Origin of the sequence: Devosia sp. BK, assembly GCF_032907385.1 — a bacterium.
Taxonomy (GTDB): domain Bacteria; phylum Pseudomonadota; class Alphaproteobacteria; order Rhizobiales; family Devosiaceae; genus Devosia.
The window spans coordinates 2,051,284-2,066,111 of the sequence record NZ_JAIMBX010000001.1 but is presented as its reverse complement, the minus strand read 5'-3'; the positions used below and the strand labels follow the sequence as shown (position 1 = coordinate 2,066,111).

Below are 14,828 nucleotides of genomic sequence, written 5' to 3'. Positions count from 1 at the left end.
CCACGGGTTCAGGCGGCGGGAATAAGTGTGGCTATGGTCTCGAAACTGGCGATGAAACGATCATGCGCCTGGCGGGTCGGCCAGGGCTGGATCAGGCGATCGAACTGCTCGATCTCGAAGGCGGCAACGCCCGGCTCACCGAAGAATTTCGTGGCTTCGCCGGGCTCGAAACCGGCAAGCGTGGTGGCCTCGAAATAGGCGGCTTCCTGGTCGGCCTTTTTCATCTGTTTCTTGAGCGCCGCAGGGACCGTGGCGGGAAGGGAGAAGCGGAGGTAAATTGCGGACATCAAACGGTTTTCGACGTCTTTGTAATTGCCGCCCATGGCCGTCTTGAAGGGCGAGATGATGTCGCCCATGACATATTCGGGCGCGTCGTGAAGGAGCGTTTGGAGGAGGGCCGCGGATGAGGCGTCCGGATTGGCGGCGCGGAAAAGCTCGAGGACGAGAACCGAGTGCTGCGCGACGGAAAAGGGATAGTCACCAATGGTTTGGCCATTCCAGCGCGCGACGCGGGCAAGGCCATGGGCGATGTCGGAAAGCTCCACATCCATGGGCGAGGGATCGAGAATATCGAGGCGGCGACCGGACAGCATGCGCTGCCAGGCTCGGGTGCTTGTACGGGCCATCTGGGTCTAATTCGTTAGCATCACGGTATCGTCGAGACTAACAGATGGCGTCGATTCGATAAGGTTTGGTTAGTCGGGGATTGGCGACCGGCGATACCCCCACCTAGCCTCCCCCTGGTAGGGGGGGACGCATCGGGGATGCCGTTAGTCTTCGGACGGGACCGAATCGCCGAATTGGTAGGTGGCCCAGGCGGGGAGAGATAGTTCGACGGTTTTTCCTTCGACGGTCGCGGCGGAGGGGTCGGTGATGCGATCGAGGCGCAGGATGGCGACGGCTTTGCCGTCGACGACCTGGCCGATGGTGCCGGCGTCACGGCCATTGGCGATGACGGGGGTGCCGGCGGGGGCATCGACGCCGGAGACGATGACGGGGCGGCGGCGGGCGGTGCCGCGGTGCTTCATGCGCGAGACGACTTCCTGGCCGACATAGCAGCCCTTGGCGAAGTCGATGCCGTCGAGAATGTCGAGGCCGATATCGTGGGCGAAGGCATCGTTGGCGGGGAAGTCATTGCCCTGGTGCAGGATACCGTTGGCGATGCGGGCGGTGTGGTAGGCGGTGTCGTCGGTTGACCAGTCAATTGTGGCTTCGACTGGCGCTATGATGCGATAGCCGAGCGAAACGGGGCCGCGCCGATCCTGATGTGCAAGGTGCGCGGATTCGGCGGCAAAGCCGACGCGGTGGGTCTCGCGCAGATCGTCGATATCGACCTTGGCGCGGAGGCGGTACATTTTCATGCGTTTTAAGAAGTCGTCAGCGACGGACGTGTGAACGTCGAGCCAAAGCGCGTCTTCGGCAAAGCCGGCGAGACCTTCGGCGAGGATCTTGCCTTGGGGGGAGAGCAGGGCCCAGGCGGCGGCCTTATCGCCTTCGGTCGGGATTTCGCCAGTGACCACATCGTTGATCAACCGATGCGCGTCAGGGCCCGAAAAACGGAAGACGGCACGGTCGCTGCGCAGATGAATGGTCATGGAATGCCTTGCCTCGCGGAGTTTTCCTCCGCTAAACCAGCCCGGAACCGAACCCGCGGAGGCCTCAGACATGGCGCAGTACGATACGATTTTCAAGAACGCGACTGTGGTGAACCATGATGGCGTTGGGCAGGCCGATATCGCGGTCAAGGGCGGCAAGATCGTAGCGCTCGGGACTGTGACGGGTGAAGCGGCCGAGGTGGTCGATTGCAAGGGACTGCATATCCTGCCGGGCGTCATCGACACGCAGGTGCATTTTCGCGAGCCGGGGCTGACGCATAAGGAAGACCTGGAGACCGGGTCGCTCGGCGCGGTGATGGGCGGGGTGACCGGCGTCTTTGAGATGCCGAACACCAATCCGCTGACGACGACGCGCGAGACCTTTGAGGCCAAGATCGCGGCGGGTACAAATCGCATGCATTGCGATTTTGCGTTTTACATCGGCGGGACGCACGAGAATGTCGGCGAACTGGCTTTGCTCGAAAAGCTGCCGGGCTGCGCGGGCGTGAAGGTGTTCATGGGGTCGTCGACCGGCTCGCTGCTGGTGCAGGACGATGCGGGGGTGGAGGCAATCTTGCGGGCGATTTCGCGCCGCGCGGCCTTCCATTCCGAAGACGAATATATGCTCGAGGAGCGCAAGCACCTGCGGGTACCGGGCGATCCGTCGAGCCATCCCGTTTGGCGCTCGCCGGAAGTGGCGATGAGCTGCACGACGCGACTGGTGAACCTGGCACGGAAGACCAGCAAGCGCATCCACGTGCTGCATATCTCGACCAAGGAAGAGATGGTCTATCTCGCCGAGCACAAGGATGTGGCCTCGGTGGAAGTGACGCCGCACCATCTGACACTCGACGAGACCGCTTACACGCGACTTGGGACCTATGCACAGATGAACCCGCCGGTGCGCGACAAGGATCATCGCGAGGGCATCTGGAAGGGGGTCGCCAATGGCGTCGCCGATATTCTCGGGTCCGACCATGCGCCGCATACGCGTGAGGAAAAGGACCATCCCTATCCGGAAAGCCATTCGGGGATGACGGGGGTGCAGACGCTGGTGCCGACCATGCTCGACCATGTGAATGCTGGAAAGCTGAGCCTGCAGCGGTTTGTCGACATGACGAGTCATGGGCCTCACCGGCTTTTCGGGATTGCCGGCAAGGGGCGGATCGCGGTGGGCTATGATGCGGATTTGACCATCGTGGATATGAAGCGGCGCGAGACGATCACCAATGAGTGGATCAAGAGCCGCGCCGGCTGGACGCCTTATGATGGGGTGACGGTGACGGGCTGGCCAGTGGGCACGGTGGTGCGCGGGCACAGGGTGATGTGGCAGGGGGAGCTGGTGACGCCGAGCCAGGGTCAGCCGATGCGGTTTTTGGAATCGCTGCCGGCGCAGGGGTGAGACCAAAAAGAAAGGCCCCCTCACCCGAATTGCTTTGCAATTCGACCTCTCCCCCAGAGAGAGAGGTGTCGCTCCGCGACTTCGGTGGAGCCGCAGAGCGGTGAGTGAGGGGGCCTTTTTCGCGTTACTCCGCCGCCGGCACCTTGATCCGGAGGATGTCGTTGGTTTCCGGGCCGAAATTATAGCGGTCGGTCAGGATCGTGTCGGCGCTTTCCCAGACCAGGGAGCCGAAATAATCGATGGTCGGCAGGATGAGGAGCGTCTTGCCGGTCTCGTAGTCCCAGACGGCGAGGGCGCTGGCGGTTTTGCCCCAGCGTTCGGGGCAGGAGAATTCGGCGGCGACTTGTTTGCCGAAGGGGCTGAAGGAAATTTGGCTGCTGGCATAGGTGCAGCCATCGCGCAGGGTCAGTCCATAGAGGGTGCCCGCATAGGCGGGATCATCAATGGAGCCGATGCGGATGCCTGTGACGGCGCTATCGCGAAGCTGATCGATCTTTTGCGCATAGGTTCGGCCATCCGGGCTGAGGGCGGTCTCAATGCCGTGGCTATAGAGGCCCGCCGTATCGGCGACGTTGGCCGGGACCGGATCTTCAGTGTTTAACGCGATCGGCCAGCCTTCGGCATGGTTGGCGTCGGGCAGGCCGGTCGGGTCTGTCCCCATATCCGTCAAAAGCCAGCCGCTTTTGTCAAAGGCCACATAGCGTGGAAACCAGCGATCGACTGTGCGCAGGATTTTGCCACCGTCGCGGCTGATGACATGGGTCTTGTTGTGAATGAAGGAGAGCGCGACCGTCTGGCCATCGGGGCTGACGGCTATGTTTGTGACGCTGGCTTCGGGTTGTAGGTCGTTGACGAGCGTCGAGTGAATGGCCTCGCCGGATTTTGCGTCGATTTCCACGAGAGCGAGCGGGTCGGAGCTGTTGTCTTCGCCGGGGAGACTGGCAACCAGAATATTGCCGTTCGGCAACAGCCCGAGGGGACCGATATTGCGCGCGTCGAAATGCGCGACCTTCTGGCAGGCGCCATGATTAAACATCAGTCCAAGGGTTTCGCAGGGCCAGAACCAGCCCGCGCCCCAGGCATAGATGCCGCCGCCGACGGCCGCGATTGCGGCGACGCTGACTAGGCTTTCGACGAATCCCCACCGCATCCACGTCTCCTTGCGCCTCAACGCTTTGGATTGCGGCAAAGGCGGATTTTTTTATGGCGGGGCGATAGCGGACTTTCTTAACCCTCACGCAGGATTGCACGGCGCGAATTGCTCCATGACAAAGAACGCCGCTTTCATTTAGTAAGAAGGCATATTATATGCACGCTTACTAAAGCGGGTATGCCTGATGAAAAGTATGGAGACAGCGCCGATTTTTTACCTGATCCACGAGGTGTTCCGGGCCTTCCGCCGGCAGCTCGAGGAGCAGACGCGCGGCAATGAGCTGACGCTGCCGCAATGGCGCACGGTGACCAAGCTCGGGCGCGAAAACGGCATGTCGCAGGTGGCGCTGGCCTCGGCGCTCGACACCGACCCGATGACCATGAGCAGCATTTTGAAGCGCCTGACCGAGCGCGAACTGGTGCAGCGCGAACCAGACCCTCAGGACGGACGCGCCAAGATCGTGACGCTGACGCCGGAAGGCCGGGCGCTGTTCTCCCAGGTCGAGGGGATGGGCGTCGAACTCTACAAGACGGCCATTGCCGGCATGGCGCCGACCGAGACCGCGGCCCTGATCGAAGGGCTTGCCAGAATTCGCGATAATCTGAGCGGCGGCGACGCCGAGACCAAGGACTGATCCGATGAACGCGCACGCAAAAGAACCAAAGCCCGGCGAAGCCACCCCTGTTGCTGCCAACGAGGTCACGCCTCCACTGCCACCAACCGAACCTGCCAAGAAGAAGCGCCGGCCAGGCCGGCTGCTGCTGATGGTCAGCGTGCCCGTGCTGCTGGTGGCGGCGGGTGGTTATTTCTACCTGACCGGCGGACGGTTCGAAGAAACCGACAATGCCTATGTGCAGCAGGCCAAGGTCGCTCTTTCGGCCGATGTCGCCGGGCGCATCACCGAGGTGGATGTGGCCGAGAACGTGATGGTGCATGCCGGGGACGAGATCTTTGCGATCGACCCCGAGCCCTACCAGATTGCGCTCGAACAGGCCAACGCGGCGCTGGGCACGGCGCGGGTGAATGTCGAACAGCTCAAGGTGGCCTATGCGACGGCGACCAAGGCGCTGAATGCGGCCAATCAGGTTCTGGCCATTCAGCAATCCAAGTTCGACCGGCAGGATACGCTTGTGACCCAAGGCATTGCCTCGACGGCAACGCTTGATGATCCCAAGCTTGCCTTGCAGCAGGCGCAGAATGCGGTTTCGACGGCGCAGCAGCAGGTGGATAATGCGGCGGCAGCGCTCGGCGGCAATGCCGATATCGATACCGATGCGCATCCGGCGGTGAAGACGGCGCTGGCGGCTGTGAGCCTGGCGGAACGAAACCTGAGCAAGACCAAGGTTGTGGCCGTGACCGATGGCGTCATCAGCCAGGTGGCGAGCCTCAATGTCGGGCAGTTCGTCGCGGCCGGCACGACCATTGCGAGCCTTGTCGAAACCAAGGCGAGTTGGGTGGAAGCCAATTTCAAGGAAACTCAGCTTGCCGGCATTCGCGTCGGCATGAAGGCCGAAGTGGCGGTCGACGCTATTCCGGGCAAGCCGATCGAAGGCACGGTGACCAGTATCGGCGCGGCGACGGGCTCGGAATTTTCGCTGATCCCGGCACAGAACGCGACCGGCAACTGGGTCAAGGTGACCCAGCGCATTCCCGTGCGCATCGATTTTGGCGATGCGGTGCCGGCTGATCTGCTGCGCTCGGGCATGAGCGCGGTGGTCAGCGTCGATACCGGCGCCAATACGCTTGAGCGCATGACGGGCGAAGCCAAGCCCCTCTGATGTGACGGGCCCACGGGCCCGCCTCCATTTCTCCCGAGGAGGCCAAGATGGCCGAAGCGATTTCCCAGCCCGCACTTGTGGTCAAGAACAAGGGCATGCTCACCCTGGCGCTGATGCTGGGCACCATCATGCAGGTGCTCGACACCACGATCGCCAATGTGGCGCTGCCGCATATGTCGTCTTCGCTCGGCGCCTCGCAGAACGAAATCACCTGGGTGCTGACGTCCTATATCGTGGCGGCGGCAATCGCGACGCCGCTGACGGGCTGGATGAGCGACCGGCTGGGTCAGCGGCGGTTGTTTCTGTTCGCGGTGATCGGGTTCACCGTCGCTTCGGCGCTCTGCGGTATTGCCTCGAGCCTGCCGGAAATGGTGATCTTTCGCGTCCTGCAGGGCATTTGCGGCGCCATGATCGCGCCTTTGGCGCAGACCGTGCTGCTCAACATCAATCCCAAGGAGCGCATTGGCCAGGCCATGGCCATCTATGGCATGGGCATCATGGTCGCGCCGATCATCGGGCCGTCGCTGGGCGGCTGGCTGACCGAGACTTTTGACTGGCGCTGGGTTTTCCTCGTCAACGTGCCGGTGGGCGCGGTGTGCGTCGCCATGCTGCTGCTGTTCATGCCGCAGACCGAGATCAAGAACCGGCGTTTCGACTTTTTCGGCTTTGGCATGCTGGCGCTCGGCGTCGGCGCGCTGCAGTTGATGCTCGATCGCGGCGCCGAGAACGACTGGTTCCAGTCGATCGAGACCTGGATCGAACTCGGGCTCGTCATCACCGGCATCTGGGTGTTTCTCGTACACTCGCTGACAGCCAAGCAGCCGTTTGTTGATCTAAAAATGTTCAAGGATTTCAACTTCTCGCTCGCTTCGATCCTGATGGGCGTGATGGGGATCACCTTGTTTTCGGGGCTCGCGCTGCTGCCGCCCATGCTGCAGAACCTGATGGGTTATTCGGTGATTTTTACTGGGCTGCTGATGGCGCCGCGCGGTGCGGCAACGCTGGTGGCGATGATGATCGTGGGGCGCACGAGCGGCAAGGTCGACCCGCGGATCGTCTTGCTGATCGGCGCTTTGCTGATGAGCTACTCGCTTTACCTGATGACAGGCTTCAGCCCCGACATGGACTACTGGCCCGTGATCATCACGGGGGCGCTGCAGGGCTTTGGCATGGGCTTTTTGTTCGTACCGCTCTCGACCATGGCCTTTGCCACCATTGCGCCGAGCGTGCGCGCCGATGCGACGGCTATGTTCGCGCTGGTGCGCAATATGGGGCAGGGAATCGGTATCTCGTTGGTGTCGGTCGTGCTCTCGAGCATGATGCAGGTGAACCATGCAGAGCTCGCCGAGCGGCTGACAGTCGACTCCATGGCCGTGCAGACGCAGATGCCGGGGCTGATTGCGGGCAATGGGCAGATCATCGCGGTGATCAACGGGCTCGTGCAGAAGCAATCGGCTATGCTCGCCTATCTCGACGATTTTTGGCTGATGCTGATCCTGAGCCTGGCGTCGATCCCGCTGATCCTCTTGCTGCGGGGCGCAAAAAAGAGCGCCAAGCCCAAGACCAAGGAAGAGCTTGCTATCGAGCGCGCGCATGCGATGGCGGAGTAGGGGGCTTCCAAGCTCACGACGTCATTCCCGCGAAAGCGGGAAGCTCGTGCCTAGAAAATGAGATCCCCGCTTTCGCGGGGATGACGCGGTGGGCGTGAGTGAGGCCGCGCTTGCCTAGGCTTTTCGGCAATCCAAGCCAAAAATTACTGGAGAATGCGCTCGAGGTTGTATTCGCCGGTGCGGATGCGGTCGGGGAGTTGGGCCACGAGGTCGGCCGTGGCTTCGTCGCCATGCATGCGCACGAAAGTGGCGAGCGCGGCAAAGAGCGAGGCGTGGGCGAGGGAGGCGGGTTCGAGACCATCTTCCTCGGCGCTGTTCCAGGCCTCGGCCAGATATTCGAGGGCGATCTGGCGCTCGACCTGACCCTGCTCGAAGGGGCCCTGGCCGGAAGCCGGCGCAAAAATGGATTTGGTGGTGCTCATAAGGGGTTCCGTAGCACGCACCCCGTCCGATGGCGCGGCAGAAGTAAGCCGAAGGTTAACGCGGAGTAGGCAATTGCAGGCTTTCGCCGCCCTGCCTATTCGGCAAAACGCGTATGAATGCTCCGGGCCAATTGCTGGGCTTCGACCATCAGCCGCGACAGCGCCTCGCGCGAGGCCGGCGTGCAATGGCGGTGGAGGCGGGAAAAGCCGGTATAGCCGGAATTGAATGCACCGGCGAGGCGCTGGCGACGGTCTTCATCGGGCTCATCTAGAGAGATCAATTCGGACATTTGCGCGCGCCAATCCTCGCTGCCGGCTTCGCAGAGCGGCTGGAGGTAATAAAGGCTCCCCATGACCTCGGCGAGGCGCTCCATCTGGCGCTGATAGGGCGGATCGACGGCGAGGGTTGGGGTCGTGAGGGTTAGGGCGAGAAGGAGGGGGGCGAGGGTTTTTTTGAGGATTGTGCTTGCTGTCACCCCCTCCCAGCCTCCTCGCCTCAAATCGCTCCACTGGAGCGATTTGCCCTGCGGTCCGGCTCGGAGCCCCTCAAGGGGGAGGTGCAGGCCGGTGATCTTGACCAGAGAGCGCCCCAAACGCGATGCCGCACCTCCCCCTTGATGGGGGAGGAGGGAGGGGGTGGAGCCACGCGGTTTGAGGTTCGGCTTCGTCATGCCCGCCTCTTACCAGTTTTGGCCCAAAACTTTAAAACACTCTTTGATCACGTCATCGAGGCGCGATGTGGTGCGGAGGGCGAGGAGCATGCCGGGGTCGGCCCATTTGTGATCGAGGATTTCGCTCGAGGGTTTGACCGTGCCGACATAATCGGTGGTGGTGAAGACGGCGAGGCGATAGGTGCCGTCGCGGCCAAGTTCCTGGGTCATGACGTGGCGCGGATTGCGCACGGTGAGGCCAAGCTCTTCCTGCACTTCGCGGATTGCGCATTGCTCGATGGTTTCATTGACCTCAAGGCGGCCGCCAGGAAAAGTCCACAGGTTCTGGTAAGGCGGCAGGGCGCGCTTGATGAGCAGGATTTTGCCGTGGCGTACGATGCCGACGCTGGCGGCATTGGGGAGAGCGGTCATGGCCCGAGCAGTTTGCGATTCGTCTGCAATGACATTACCTCGTGAGAAGTAAAGGAGACACGCCATGTGCGGACGCTATGCGGCGACTTTGCCGCCCGAAATGATGGTCGAGCTCTTCAAGATTTTGAAAGAGCTGCCCATGGTGCCGCGCTACAATATTGCGCCGACCCAGCCCATCGCCGCCATCTGGGAAGAGGGCGGGCAGCGCGAGGGACATTTTGCGCGCTGGGGGCTCGTGCCGCGCTGGGTGAAGGACCCGCGCGAATTCCCGCTGCTGGTCAATGCGCGGGCCGAGACCATGCGGGAAAAGGCGGCGTTTCGCGATCCGCTCAAGCACGGGCGCTGCATCGTGCCGGCGAGCGGTTATTATGAATGGCATACGGGGCCAGACAAGAAAAAGCGGCCCTATTACATCACTCGCGCCGACGGGCAACCGATGGCGCTGGCGGGGCTTTATGCGACCTGGAGCGGGCCGGAGGGCGAAGAGATCGACAGCGTTGCGACCATTACCGTCGCGGCCAATGCGCAGCTTTCGGCGATCCATGATCGCATGCCGGCAATATTGATGGATGAGCGGCAGATCGATGATTGGCTCAATGTGCGCGAAGTGCGCGCGGAGGAAGCGGCGCAGATGGCGCTGCCGCTCGAAGATGGGGTGCTGAAATTCCATCCGGTGTCGACGCGGGTCAATTCGGCGCGGGACGATGATGCGGGGCTGATCGAAGAAGTGAAGGAGGAAAAGCCCGAGCCGGTGGCTGTGAAGCCGAAGAAGGTTGCTGGTGGTGGCGGGCAGATGGATTTGTTTTGAGGTCCCCCCTCATCCGTCTCGCCCCTTGGGCGAGCCACCTTCTCCCCGAGAGGGAGAAGAATAAAAGAGGGGCACCATTCCTCTCCCACTTGGGGAGAGGGTGGATCGCGCGAAGCGCGAGACGGTGAGGGGCTACATAATCTCAAAATATCCCAGCGCATCGCCCATGGCTTCTTCTTCCCAGCCGAGGTGGGAGAGGAGCACGCGTTCGAGGGCGTGATAGATGTCGCGGGCGTCGGTGAAGCGCGTTTCGCTTGGTTCGGTGGCGAGCGTGTTGAGGGCCTCGACGAGGCGCTCGAGCAATTCGTGCACGACGACATGTTCGGCAGCCAGTCGATCGGCGATAGCCTTGAAGGCGGCACCTTGCTGAGTGAGCACGGGGAAGAGGTGCTGATCCTCGATCGTGTGGTGGGTATCGACAATGCCGCAGTGCTGGCCGCAGAGATTGCCGAAGCGCCGATAGTTGGCGACCATGGCCATGTCGCTGGTTTCGGCAGCGATCTCGGCCGGGCTCACCTGTCGCGCATTGGCGCGCTCGATCAGCTTGCCGAGGGTTTTCATATTGTCGCGCAGATGATCGTGGATCATGCGCAAGTGGTGACCAGCCTGACGCTGACGATTGGTCAGATTAGGCAGCGCGGGCACGGGCGGCCGCGTGGCGTCGTCGAGAAAATTGATGTTGAGGAGCATGGTCGCAAGATGGGCGAGCCTTGCGCGCGGGGCAAGAAGGCACAGGGGAGTGACCGACTTGTAAAAATGCACGGGCAGGTTTACCTTAGCCAAGCTTAGCTAAGGGTGATGGCAATGACGATGGTCAATATGCTGGAGGCCAAGACGCAGCTGTCCAAGCTCGTCGAGGCGGTCGAAAGCGGCGCGGAAGCCGAGATCATCATTGCACGCAATGGCAAGCCAGCGGCGCGGATCGTGCCGATTGTCGCAGAGGTGAGGCAACCGCGAAAGCTTGGCGCACTAGATGGGCTTTATCCATCTATTTCGCTGGAGGAGTTCAACGAGATGGACGAAGAGATTGCGCGCATGTTCACCGAGGGCGACATTTTTCCACCGGATGACGATGCGTCTGCTGCTTGATACCCATGTCGCTCTCTGGACCGTGGTGGACCTCAAGAGGATACCTCATCCCATCCAGCGCATGATCACCAATCCGTCCAACGAGGTTTTCGTTTCGGCCGTGTCAATCTGGGAGCTCGGACTAAAGTTCGGCAGTGGCCGGTCTCGGCAGCCGCTGCCGCAACGCAGTATTCTCGTTGAAAAATTCGAACTCAGCGGCTTCACTTTTCTCGATGTCTCAATGCGCCATGCCGTAGCGTTCGAAGACCACGCGCCGGCGCATCCTGATCCCTATGATCGCATGATCCTGACGCAGGCACTGACGGACCAACTGCGGCTCGTCACGGTCGATGCACGACTTGCGAGTTATAGCGATACCGTCATCAGCTGGTGACATGCGTTTCAGGACCTCTCGAAGCCTAGCATCTTGCCCGGATTCAAGATTCCGTTGGGATCGAGCGCGGTTTTGATCGACCGCATCATCTCGAGGGCGACCGGGTCCTTGACCTGCTTCAACAGATCGACCTTGAGCTGGCCGATGCCGTGTTCGGCGGAAACCGAACCGCCGAGTTTGAGGACGGTGTCGTAGATGACCTCGTGCACGGCTTCATCATACTGCGCCATGAAGGCTTTGGGGTCGGCACCGGTGGGCTGGGAGAAATTGAAGTGAATATTGCCGTCGCCCATATGGCCGAAGGGGACAGGGCGGATGCCGGGGGAGACGCGCGCCGCCGCGGCTGAGCCTTCGGCGATGAGGGCGGGGACGGCGGCGATGGGGACGGAGACGTCGTGCTTGATCGAGGCGCCTTCCTTGGACTGGCACTCGCTCATCTGCTCGCGAAAGGTCCACATGCGGGTGCGTTCGGCAAGGGATTCGGCGAGCGTGGCATCGGTGGTGAGTTCGCGCTCGAAGGCGTTTTCGAGGGCGGATTGCAGGGCGCCGGGTTCGGTGCCGGCCATGCGGGTCACTTCGATCAGCGCATACCAAGGCGAGGGGCTGGCGGTGGGATCGGCGTCGAGCATGCCGTGGCGAAGCTGGAAATCGAGCCCGATCTGGGGGATGAGCTCAAAGGCATTGAGCCGACCGCCGAGGCGCTGGCGCATGAGTTGGAAAAGCGTCAGCGCTGCATCGGGCGAGGCGACGTTGACGAGCGCGGTTTCGTGGTCGTCGGGCAGCGGAAAGATTTTAAGCGTTGCGGCGGTGATGATGCCGAGCGTGCCTTCGGCGCCGACGAGCAGGTCCTTGAGATCGTAGCCGGTATTGTCCTTCTTGAGGGCATTGAGGCCGTGATAGAGCCGGCCGTCGGCGAGGACGGCTTCGACGCCCATGGTGAGTTCGCGGGCATTGCCATAGGCGAGGACATTGACGCCGCCGGCGTTTGAGGAGAGGACGCCGCCGATGCGGGCCGAGCCTTGCGAGGCAAGCCAGAGCGGAAACATGGCGCCTTCCGCTTCCGCAGCATTATGGGCGTTTTCGAGAATGACGCCGGCTTCGGCGGTCATGACGCCAGCAGCTGTATCGATGGCGCGAATGCGATCGAAGCGGGCGAGGCTGACGATGACTTCGCTACCGAGGAGCGGCACCTGGGCGCCGACGAGGCCGGTATTGCCGCCCTGGGGGATGATGCCGACGCGGTTTTCATTGGCCCAGCGGAGGAGAGCCTGTAGGGCGGGAACGTCGGGTGGCGTGACGACGGCGGCAGCGGGCGTGTGGAAGCGCTTGCGCGGCTCCTTGAGGTAGGCGTCCATTTTTTGCGCGTCGGTGACGACGGCATCGTGCCCCAGAATGTTGGAGAGACCGCTGGCGATTTCGCTTTGTGACAGGGACATGGGGCCTCCGGAACGGCGCGCAGGATGGGTGATCTCATCTGCCACACACTGACGCCGGATGCCAGAAAGACGTGGCGGGCATGGCACATTCCCGTTTCTGCCTCTGGCATGATGAGGCAAATCGGGTACGGTAACGCCGGGTTCGGGATTTGCGCGAAGAGCGGTTTCGGCCCGGAACGGGCGAATTGGCGTTCGTTTCGACTCTAGTCCAAGGTCGCGCCGTTTTTGGCGCGTTTATGCGCATGACCACCCCCGACTGGCCCGATTTCTACTTTGCCCGGCACGGCGAAACCGACTGGAACCGCGAACGCCGATATCAGGGCAGCATGGACATTCCGCTCAATCGGGTCGGGCAGCTGCAGGCCGATGCCAATGGCGTGTTGTTGCGGCAATTGCTCAAGCAGGATGGCGTCGATCCCGCTTCGCTCAACTGGTTTGCCTCGCCGCTGAGCAGGGCGTCGGAAACCATGGACCGCATGCGGGCGGCCTTTGATGTTGAATTGCCGCCGGTGATTCATGATCCGCGTCTGATCGAGATTTCCTTCGGCGATTTCGAGGGCATGCTGCATGCGGAAGTGGCGCAGAAATATGCCGCCTTATCGCCCGGCGAGCGCGACGAGAGCTATTGGGCTTTCCGCCCGAATGGCGGCGAGAATTATGATGACGTCTCGGCGCGGCTTGTCGATTTTGCGCATGATCTGACCCATCAAGCCGTGGTCGTTGCGCATGGCGGCGTGTTGCGCGTATTGCGGCATCTGGTCGAAGGTGCGCCGCGTGGGGATGTGCTGAATTGGCCGCCGCCGCAGGGTGTCATCGCGCATTTCGCCAAGGGGCGGATGACGCTGCATGCGGCGGAGAATAGCTGGGATTCCGCTTCCGCTTGAGCATGGCGATTGACCTCAGGGGGAGGGCTTTCTAGAAAGCCCACAACCCAAGGGGCTGCGCCATGTCTTTCAATACGTTCGGGCATCTTTTCCGTTTCACCACCTGGGGCGAGAGCCATGGGCCGGCGCTGGGCGTGGTGGTGGATGGGGTGCCGCCAGGCATTTTGCTGACGCCGGAGATCATTCAGCGCGATCTTGATCGGCGGAAGCCGGGGCAGAGCAAATACACGACGCAGCGGCGCGAGGATGACGCGGTCAAGATACTCTCGGGTGTGTTCGAAGACGAACGCACGGATGGGCCGCGCACGACCGGGACGCCGATTTCGCTCTTGATCGAGAATACCGACCAGCGTTCCAAGGACTATTCCGATATCCGCGACAAGTACCGTCCGGGCCATGCTGATTTCACCTATGACCAGAAATATGGCATTCGCGACTATCGCGGTGGTGGGCGGACCTCGGCGCGCGAAACAGCGGCGCGTGTCGCAGCCGGTGCGGTGGCGCGGCAGGTGTTGCAGGGCGTGACCATCCGGGCGAGCCTGGTGCAGGTTGGGCCACACAAGATCGATTACAATAATTTCGATTGGGATCAGGTGGGGGAAAACCCGTTCTTCTGCGCCGATGCCAAGGCTGCGGAATTCTGGGCGGAGTATCTCGATGGCATTCGTCGGGATGGCAACTCCGTAGGGGCAGTGATCGAGGTAGTGGCCGAGGGCGTGCCGGCAGGCTGGGGCGCGCCGGTTTATGGGAAGCTGAGCGCGGACCTGGCTTCGGCGATGATGAGCATCAATGCGGTCAAGGCCGTCGAGATCGGTGATGGCTTTGGGGCGGCGGCGCTAACGGGCGTCGAAAATGCCGACCAAATGCGGGCGGGCGAGGGAAAGCCGTATTTCCTCTCCAATCACGCCGGGGGGATCTTGGGTGGGATTTCCAATGGCGATCCGATCGTTTGCCGCTTTGCGGTGAAGCCGACATCGTCGATTATTACGCCGCGGCAGACGGTGACCTCGGCCAATGAGGATGCAGATATCATCACCAAAGGGCGGCATGATCCCTGTGTGGGTATTCGCGCCGTGCCGGTGGGTGAGGCGATGATGGCGCTGGTGCTGGCAGATCATATGTTGCGGCATCGCGGGCAGACCGGGCGCGAGGGGGCTGTGGGTTTCCAGCGGAACTGACACCTCTCCCCGTGGGGA

At 61.9% G+C, this 14,828-nt stretch carries 17 protein-coding genes; 9 read left to right on the top strand and 8 right to left on the bottom strand.

Annotated elements, in window-relative coordinates; translation table 11 throughout:
* Nucleotides 1-8: 8 nt before the first annotated feature.
* Both DevBK_RS10035 and DevBK_RS10030 read right to left on the bottom strand, forming a co-directional pair.
* Nucleotides 9-626 (bottom strand): HD family hydrolase, encoded by a 618-nt coding sequence (locus DevBK_RS10035; protein WP_061907869.1) that lies wholly within the window; start codon nt 624-626, stop codon nt 9-11.
* Between the two features lie 144 nt (nt 627-770).
* Nucleotides 771-1,595, bottom strand: coding sequence for a folate-binding protein (locus DevBK_RS10030; RefSeq protein ID WP_317185322.1), 825 nt, complete (start codon nt 1,593-1,595; stop codon nt 771-773).
* 70 nt (nt 1,596-1,665) lie between these two features.
* Here DevBK_RS10030 and DevBK_RS10025 point away from each other — a divergent pair, with 70 nt between their 5' ends.
* Nucleotides 1,666-2,997 carry a dihydroorotase gene (locus DevBK_RS10025; protein WP_317185321.1) on the top strand — a complete coding sequence of 444 codons (1,332 nt, stop codon included), beginning with the start codon at nt 1,666-1,668 and terminating at the stop codon, nt 2,995-2,997.
* A 124-nt stretch (nt 2,998-3,121) separates the two neighbouring features.
* Here the strand turns inward: DevBK_RS10025 and DevBK_RS10020 are convergent, their stop codons facing one another.
* Nucleotides 3,122-4,147, bottom strand: coding sequence for a hypothetical protein (locus DevBK_RS10020; RefSeq protein ID WP_317185320.1), 1,026 nt, complete (start codon nt 4,145-4,147; stop codon nt 3,122-3,124).
* Nucleotides 4,148-4,334: 187 nt separating this feature from the next.
* Between DevBK_RS10020 and DevBK_RS10015 the strand changes: the two genes are divergently transcribed.
* From DevBK_RS10015 to DevBK_RS10005, 3 genes are read left to right on the top strand one after another with little or no spacing between them, the layout of a single operon-like run.
* Nucleotides 4,335-4,784 carry a MarR family transcriptional regulator gene (locus DevBK_RS10015; protein ID WP_317185319.1) on the top strand — a complete coding sequence of 150 codons (450 nt, stop codon included), beginning with the start codon at nt 4,335-4,337 and terminating at the stop codon, nt 4,782-4,784.
* Nucleotides 4,785-4,788: 4 nt separating this feature from the next.
* A complete protein-coding gene (locus DevBK_RS10010; protein ID WP_061907873.1) occupies nt 4,789-5,928 on the top strand; it encodes an HlyD family secretion protein in 1,140 nt (379 codons plus the stop codon).
* 47 nt (nt 5,929-5,975) lie between these two features.
* Entirely contained in the window at nt 5,976-7,538 is a 1,563-nt protein-coding gene (locus tag DevBK_RS10005) for a DHA2 family efflux MFS transporter permease subunit (protein WP_062629057.1), read from the top strand.
* A gap of 143 nt (nt 7,539-7,681) precedes the next feature.
* On the opposite strand, the gene DevBK_RS10000 is transcribed toward DevBK_RS10005, so the two are convergent.
* From DevBK_RS10000 to DevBK_RS09990, 3 genes are all read right to left on the bottom strand, one after another.
* Nucleotides 7,682-7,960: a hypothetical protein gene (locus DevBK_RS10000; RefSeq protein WP_200913565.1), complete on the bottom strand. Its 279-nt coding sequence runs from the start codon at nt 7,958-7,960 to the stop codon at nt 7,682-7,684.
* 95 nt (nt 7,961-8,055) lie between these two features.
* Entirely contained in the window at nt 8,056-8,436 is a 381-nt protein-coding gene (locus DevBK_RS09995) for a TIGR02301 family protein (RefSeq protein ID WP_061907875.1), read from the bottom strand.
* Nucleotides 8,437-8,640: 204 nt separating this feature from the next.
* Complete coding sequence (locus DevBK_RS09990) at nt 8,641-9,042, bottom strand: NUDIX hydrolase (RefSeq protein WP_317185318.1); 402 nt, start codon at nt 9,040-9,042, stop codon at nt 8,641-8,643.
* 64 nt (nt 9,043-9,106) lie between these two features.
* Here DevBK_RS09990 and DevBK_RS09985 point away from each other — a divergent pair, with 64 nt between their 5' ends.
* A complete protein-coding gene (locus DevBK_RS09985; RefSeq protein WP_317185317.1) occupies nt 9,107-9,850 on the top strand; it encodes an SOS response-associated peptidase in 744 nt (247 codons plus the stop codon).
* Between the two features lie 132 nt (nt 9,851-9,982).
* On the opposite strand, the gene DevBK_RS09980 is transcribed toward DevBK_RS09985, so the two are convergent.
* Entirely contained in the window at nt 9,983-10,612 is a 630-nt protein-coding gene (locus DevBK_RS09980) for a hemerythrin domain-containing protein (protein ID WP_317185316.1), read from the bottom strand.
* A 42-nt stretch (nt 10,613-10,654) separates the two neighbouring features.
* On the opposite strand from DevBK_RS09980, the gene DevBK_RS09975 reads away from it, so the two are divergent.
* Both DevBK_RS09975 and DevBK_RS09970 read left to right on the top strand, forming a co-directional pair.
* The gene (locus DevBK_RS09975) at nt 10,655-10,939 is read left to right on the top strand and encodes a type II toxin-antitoxin system prevent-host-death family antitoxin (RefSeq protein ID WP_317185315.1); all 285 of its coding nucleotides are present in this window, start codon (nt 10,655-10,657) and stop codon (nt 10,937-10,939) included.
* On the top strand, nt 10,923-11,312 hold the full coding sequence (locus DevBK_RS09970) for a type II toxin-antitoxin system VapC family toxin (RefSeq protein ID WP_317185314.1): 390 nt from the start codon (nt 10,923-10,925) through the stop codon (nt 11,310-11,312). Before DevBK_RS09975 ends, DevBK_RS09970 begins: the two co-directional genes overlap by 17 nt.
* A gap of 8 nt (nt 11,313-11,320) precedes the next feature.
* Here DevBK_RS09970 and DevBK_RS09965 read toward each other — a convergent pair whose 3' ends face one another.
* Nucleotides 11,321-12,748: an FAD-binding oxidoreductase gene (locus tag DevBK_RS09965; protein WP_317185313.1), complete on the bottom strand. Its 1,428-nt coding sequence runs from the start codon at nt 12,746-12,748 to the stop codon at nt 11,321-11,323.
* 242 nt (nt 12,749-12,990) lie between these two features.
* Here DevBK_RS09965 and DevBK_RS09960 point away from each other — a divergent pair, with 242 nt between their 5' ends.
* Together DevBK_RS09960 and aroC are read left to right on the top strand one after the other, a co-directional pair.
* Nucleotides 12,991-13,632, top strand: a complete 642-nt coding sequence (locus tag DevBK_RS09960; RefSeq protein WP_162236031.1) for a histidine phosphatase family protein — start codon at nt 12,991-12,993, stop codon at nt 13,630-13,632.
* 62 nt (nt 13,633-13,694) lie between these two features.
* Entirely contained in the window at nt 13,695-14,810 is a 1,116-nt protein-coding gene (gene aroC / locus DevBK_RS09955; protein WP_317185312.1) for a chorismate synthase, read from the top strand.
* Nucleotides 14,811-14,828 lie beyond the last annotated feature (18 nt).

Coding starts and splice junctions, on each gene's coding strand:
- DevBK_RS10000 (WP_200913565.1), bottom strand. CDS start 7,960: ATGAGCACCACCAAATCCATTTTTGCGCCGGCTTCCGGCCAGGGCCCC.
- DevBK_RS09970 (WP_317185314.1), top strand. CDS start 10,923: ATGCGTCTGCTGCTTGATACCCATGTCGCTCTCTGGACCGTGGTGGAC.
- DevBK_RS09985 (WP_317185317.1), top strand. CDS start 9,107: ATGTGCGGACGCTATGCGGCGACTTTGCCGCCCGAAATGATGGTCGAG.
- DevBK_RS10035 (WP_061907869.1), bottom strand. CDS start 626: ATGGCCCGTACAAGCACCCGAGCCTGGCAGCGCATGCTGTCCGGTCGC.
- aroC (WP_317185312.1), top strand. CDS start 13,695: ATGTCTTTCAATACGTTCGGGCATCTTTTCCGTTTCACCACCTGGGGC.
- DevBK_RS10005 (WP_062629057.1), top strand. CDS start 5,976: ATGGCCGAAGCGATTTCCCAGCCCGCACTTGTGGTCAAGAACAAGGGC.
- DevBK_RS10025 (WP_317185321.1), top strand. CDS start 1,666: ATGGCGCAGTACGATACGATTTTCAAGAACGCGACTGTGGTGAACCAT.
- DevBK_RS09975 (WP_317185315.1), top strand. CDS start 10,655: ATGACGATGGTCAATATGCTGGAGGCCAAGACGCAGCTGTCCAAGCTC.
- DevBK_RS09965 (WP_317185313.1), bottom strand. CDS start 12,748: ATGTCCCTGTCACAAAGCGAAATCGCCAGCGGTCTCTCCAACATTCTG.
- DevBK_RS10010 (WP_061907873.1), top strand. CDS start 4,789: ATGAACGCGCACGCAAAAGAACCAAAGCCCGGCGAAGCCACCCCTGTT.
- DevBK_RS09960 (WP_162236031.1), top strand. CDS start 12,991: ATGACCACCCCCGACTGGCCCGATTTCTACTTTGCCCGGCACGGCGAA.
- DevBK_RS10015 (WP_317185319.1), top strand. CDS start 4,335: ATGAAAAGTATGGAGACAGCGCCGATTTTTTACCTGATCCACGAGGTG.
- DevBK_RS10020 (WP_317185320.1), bottom strand. CDS start 4,147: ATGCGGTGGGGATTCGTCGAAAGCCTAGTCAGCGTCGCCGCAATCGCG.
- DevBK_RS10030 (WP_317185322.1), bottom strand. CDS start 1,595: ATGACCATTCATCTGCGCAGCGACCGTGCCGTCTTCCGTTTTTCGGGC.
- DevBK_RS09990 (WP_317185318.1), bottom strand. CDS start 9,042: ATGACCGCTCTCCCCAATGCCGCCAGCGTCGGCATCGTACGCCACGGC.